This is a genomic window from Heyndrickxia coagulans DSM 1 = ATCC 7050, from assembly GCF_000290615.1.
GTDB classification, from domain to species: domain Bacteria; phylum Bacillota; class Bacilli; order Bacillales; family Bacillaceae_C; genus Weizmannia; species Weizmannia coagulans.
In genome coordinates, this window is sequence record NZ_ALAS01000297.1 from 1 (window position 1) to 3,812 (window position 3,812).

The window sequence follows — 3,812 nt, forward strand, 5'->3', positions numbered from 1 at the left end:
AAATGGGCATATATTTATCTGACAATATTATATTTCTGGTGGTGTTCTATTTGCATTGAAAGAAAAATTGTTAACATCGCAAAAAGCTCCAGGTATAGAAAAGCTGCTATTTCGCCGCGGGAAATGATATAATAGAACAGTTGAAGACAGAGGATATGAAGATTGATGAATTAATGGAGGCAGGGTCATGCATATTGCTGATTTCCCCATCTGGAACTATCTCTCCAAAATTGTGGATATATTGGTCGTCTGGTTTGTCATCTATAAATTATTGATGGTGATCCGCGGAACAAAAGCGGTCCAGCTTTTGAAAGGCATTTTTGTGATCATCATCGTCAGGAGCCTTAGCAGCTTGCTCGGGCTGCAGGCGCTGGCATGGATGATGGACCAGGCACTTACATACGGATTTCTGGTCGTAATTATTATCTTCCAGCCGGAGTTGCGGCGGGCCCTTGAGCAACTCGGCAGGGGAAAATTCTTTTCAAGAACGAACGGCCAGGAAGAAGATGAGCAGGCCCACCTCGTTGAAGCGATCGTCAAGGCGACCAGCTATATGGCGAAACGCAGAATCGGCGCCCTGATCTCGATTGAGCGCGGAACAGGATTAGGCGATTATATCGAAACCGGTATCCCGCTTGATTCTGTTGTATCGGCTGAACTTTTGATTAACATCTTTATTCCGAACACTCCGCTTCATGACGGCGCCGTCATAATCCAGAAGCGGAAAGTGGCGGCCGCAGCTTGCTATTTGCCGCTTTCCGAGAGCCCGTTTATTTCGAAGGAACTGGGGACAAGGCACAGGGCCGCGGTCGGGATCAGTGAGGTAACAGACTGTTTGACGGTGGTTGTATCCGAAGAGACGGGCGGGATCACGGTCACGAAAAATGGCGAGCTTCACAGGGATTTAAGCCTGGAGCAATTGCAGGAAATGCTGGAAGCCGAACTGAACTATACCCAGAAAACAAAGGAGCCTTCCTCGTCGAAATGGAACTGGAGGGTGAGAAAACATGGATAAACTAATGGACAATCGTTGGTTTATGAGGGTGCTGGCGCTTGTTTTAGCCATCCTGCTTTATATTTCAGTTGCGGTGGAAAACGGTGAAGGCAATAAAATTATCCGTTCCGCCACAAAAAACAGCAGCGGCGTGGTTGAAAATATGCCGGTCCAGCTGATTTATGACAACAAAAACCTTGTTGTATCAGGCGCACCGAAAACGGTGGACGTGACTGTAACCGGCCCGAAAGTCATCGTTCAGCAGGTGAAAGCCTCAAGGGATTTCACCGTTTACATGGATTTAAGCAATGCAAAAATCGGCAGGCAAAAAGCCAAATTGAAAGTAAAAAATCTTTCCGATAAACTGAAATACAAACTCAGCCGTACGTATGCTACCGTATCGGTACAAGAAAAAGTATCCAAAATTTTCAACGTTGAGGCAGAATACGACAAAGCTTTGCTGGCAACCGGGTATGAAGCATCTGTGTCTGCTGTGGAGCCAAGTACAGTGAAAATTACCGGGGCGAAAAACGTCATTGACAGGATCAGCTATGTAAAAGCGCCAGTGGAAATCAGCAAGCCGATTACGGAAAGTTTTACGAGGGCCGCGACAGTAAATGTCCTCGACCGGAATTTAAATAAACTGGATGTCTCGGTCAACCCGGATAAAGTGAATGTCACGGTGAATGTGACTAATCCGAGCAAAACCGTCCCGATTTCCATTAACCCGGTTGGCAGTAACCGTGACAATTTGACGATAAAAAGCATCACGACAAATCCGAAAAAGGTGACCATCTACGGCACCAGTGCCCGCCTTGCCGGGATTGAGGCGCTGCCGGTTAACATCGACATCAGCAAAATTACGAAAGATACGACCATTGATGTTCCAATTTCCCTTCCGGACGGCATCAATAAGGTGGATCCGGAAATGGTCACAGCGACCATTAAAGTGGAAGAAAAAAAAGATGAAGATGAGAAAACACTGAGCAATATTCCGATTAAGGAAAAAGGGCTGGCTGCCGGCTATCAAATGGATTTCCTTTCTCCGAAGAACGGAACGATTGATATCATTGCAGACGGGAAAAAGAGCGATTTGGACAAGATTTCCGCCTCTGACTTTAATGTCTCGATCAATCTGTCCGGCCTGAAGGAGGGAGACCACGAAGTAAGCTATATTGTATCGGGCCCGAAAAATATAACGTGGAGGCTTTCCGGTGAAAAGGCGAAAATACGCATAAGTGACGAAGCACAAAAGACAGAATAACAGAACTGATATGCGGAAAAGAAGGAGCGAAACCTGATGACGAAATTTTTTGGTACAGACGGAGTAAGAGGCATAGCAAATTCTGAACTCACACCTGAACTTGCTTTTAAACTGGGACGTTTCGGCGGATATGTTTTGACCAAGCATGCGAATGAGCGGCCGAAAGTTCTGATTGGCCGCGATACGCGCATTTCCGGGCAGATGCTTGAGGGGGCGCTTGTTGCCGGGCTTCTGTCCATCGGGGCGGAAGCAATGCGGCTTGGCGTGATTACCACGCCGGGGGTTGCTTATTTGACAAAAGCATTGGGGGCGCAGGCCGGCGTCATGATTTCGGCCTCGCATAACCCGGTGGAAGATAACGGCATTAAGTTTTTCGGCCCCGACGGTTTTAAACTGTCGGATGACGAGGAAGCGGAAATCGAAGAACTGCTCAATCAAGACACGGATGACCTGCCGCGGCCGGTCGGGAAAGATCTCGGCATTGTCAGCGACTACTTTGAAGGTAGCCAGAAATACTTGCAGTTCTTAAAACAGACAGTGGATGAAGAATTTACCGGTATTCATGTGGCGCTTGACTGTGCCAACGGTTCGACTTCTTCGCTGGCGACATATCTTTTTGCCGATCTTGATGCAGATGTCTCGACAATGGGGGCATCCCCGAACGGTCTGAATATCAATGACGGGGTCGGGTCCACGCATCCGGAAGCGCTTGCTGCTTTCGTCCAGGAAAAAGGCGCGAATGTCGGGCTTGCATTTGACGGCGACGGCGACCGGTTGATCGCTGTTGATGAAAAAGGCCAGATCATAGACGGGGACCAGATTATGTATATTTGTGCCAAATACTTAAAACAAGAAGGGCTTTTAAAGAAAAATACCGTCGTTTCTACTGTAATGAGCAATCTCGGCTTCCATAAGGGCCTTGAAGCGCTTGGCATCAACAGTGTTCAAACGGCTGTCGGCGACCGGTACGTTGTCGAAGAAATGAAAGCAAACGGCTTTAATTTGGGCGGCGAGCAGTCGGGCCATATTATTTTCCTTGACCATAACACGACCGGTGACGGCCTTTTAACCGGGCTGCAGCTGATCAACATCATGAAGATCGCGAACAAGCCGCTTTCCGAACTGGCTGCGGAAATGAAAAAGTACCCGCAGAAACTCGTGAATGTTAAGGTAACCGATAAATACCATGTTTTAGAAAACGAAAAAATAAAATCGGTGATTGACGAGGTAGAAAGAGAAATGGCCGGGAACGGGCGTGTCCTTGTCCGCCCTTCCGGAACAGAGCCGCTTGTGCGTGTCATGGTGGAAGCACAGACGGCGGAAGACTGCAGCCGGTTTGTTTCCCGGATTGCCGGGGCAGTGGAAGCGGAAATGGGTTTAAGAGAATAATTTCAACGATTGATTTTTTCGGTGCATAAGGGGGAACGCAACAACCCTCTTATGCATATTTTATGTTGAGAATGGTAGTATGTGTAAAATTTTACTCGAAGGGGCAAATGAGTGGAAAAAAATGGGAAGACACTCTATCATCTAAATGTACACCTTGAATGAACA

The 3,812-nt window shown here is 47.5% G+C and carries 3 protein-coding genes; all 3 read left to right on the forward strand.

The genetic code is table 11. From position 1 onward, the window contains the following. The first annotated feature begins 187 nt into the window (after nt 1-187). The 3 genes from cdaA to glmM are packed head-to-tail and all read left to right on the forward strand — an operon-like array spanning nt 188 to nt 3,647. Nucleotides 188-1,015 (forward strand): diadenylate cyclase CdaA, encoded by an 828-nt coding sequence (cdaA, locus tag IC21_RS15475; RefSeq protein ID WP_017553452.1) that lies wholly within the window; start codon nt 188-190, stop codon nt 1,013-1,015. After that, nucleotides 1,008-2,258: a CdaR family protein gene (locus IC21_RS15480; RefSeq protein WP_029143099.1), complete on the forward strand. Its 1,251-nt coding sequence runs from the start codon at nt 1,008-1,010 to the stop codon at nt 2,256-2,258. The genes cdaA and IC21_RS15480 overlap by 8 nt, the downstream gene beginning before the upstream one ends. Before the next feature lie 36 nt (nt 2,259-2,294). Then, a complete protein-coding gene (gene glmM / locus IC21_RS15485) occupies nt 2,295-3,647 on the forward strand; it encodes a phosphoglucosamine mutase (protein WP_013858135.1) in 1,353 nt (450 codons plus the stop codon). Nucleotides 3,648-3,812 lie beyond the last annotated feature (165 nt).

Excerpts from the sequence above, each read along its gene's own strand:
- cdaA (WP_017553452.1), top strand. The coding sequence starts at position 188 with ATGCATATTGCTGATTTCCCCATCTGGAACTATCTCTCCAAAATTGTG.
- IC21_RS15480 (WP_029143099.1), top strand. The coding sequence starts at position 1,008 with ATGGATAAACTAATGGACAATCGTTGGTTTATGAGGGTGCTGGCGCTT.
- glmM (WP_013858135.1), top strand. The coding sequence starts at position 2,295 with ATGACGAAATTTTTTGGTACAGACGGAGTAAGAGGCATAGCAAATTCT.